This window comes from Echinicola sediminis, from assembly GCF_054777495.1.
The window spans coordinates 1-678 of record NZ_BAAHAP010000249.1 but is presented as its reverse complement, the minus strand read 5'-3'; the positions used below and the strand labels follow the sequence as shown (position 1 = coordinate 678).

Below are 678 nucleotides of genomic sequence, written 5' to 3'. Positions count from 1 at the left end.
AGCTTTTCCACTTCTTTCTTTAATTTTGGAATATGGTATATAATTATAGACCAAATATTTTCGTCTGAAATAGTATCGTAGCCATGAATAACCTGATTTCTTAAACCAATTATCGACTTAGCATTTGTTATGATTTTTTCAAAAGAGTCATCCTTCTTAAGAATTCGATTGATTGCTTCTCCAATAATCTCCAAATCTCTTTCTACCGCCCTCTTGAGCATCAAATTTTCTCGGTATTTTAAAAAGTCCTTTTCTCGATCTTCGAAATAACTCTCAATTTCATCAATGGCTATTTTTACATCATAAAGCCATTTAAGGATTCTTTCATCCATAAACCAACTCCTTATTTCTATTGATCGATTTGATTAAAATAGGGTTTTTAAGGGTTTGCTCCTCCACCAAATCAACTTCTCTTCCGAAAAGCCTTTTTAAGCTTTCTTTAAAATTTATATAATTATCAAAATAATTCGCTAAATCTATAGGCTTAAACTTTACCAAAAAATCAATATCACTTTGCTGATTAAAGTTGCTATTCATAGCAGATCCAAAAAGATACATTTTTTCAACCCGATGTTGATCACAAAGAGTTTTTAATTTATCCATTTGACTTTGAATGATACTCATAACACTAATTTAAGGAAAATTGTAAAATCTCAACTACCCAATGGCATTTTGTAC

At 29.9% G+C, this 678-nt stretch carries 2 protein-coding genes; both read right to left on the bottom strand.

Annotation, left to right across the window (positions count from 1 at the left end; all coding sequences use genetic code 11):
* A partial coding sequence (locus ACYVAA_RS23020; protein ID WP_460546456.1) for a HepT-like ribonuclease domain-containing protein occupies window positions 1-332 on the bottom strand: 332 nt, incomplete at its 3' end.
* Window positions 325-624, bottom strand: coding sequence for a nucleotidyltransferase family protein (locus tag ACYVAA_RS23015; RefSeq protein WP_460546453.1), 300 nt, complete (start codon window positions 622-624; stop codon window positions 325-327). The genes ACYVAA_RS23020 and ACYVAA_RS23015, both read right to left, overlap by 8 nt.
* Window positions 625-678: the final 54 nt, after the last annotated feature.

What these genes read in the sequence shown, in the direction of transcription:
- ACYVAA_RS23015 (WP_460546453.1), bottom strand. Translation starts at nt 624, where the DNA reads ATGAGTATCATTCAAAGTCAAATGGATAAATTAAAAACTCTTTGTGAT.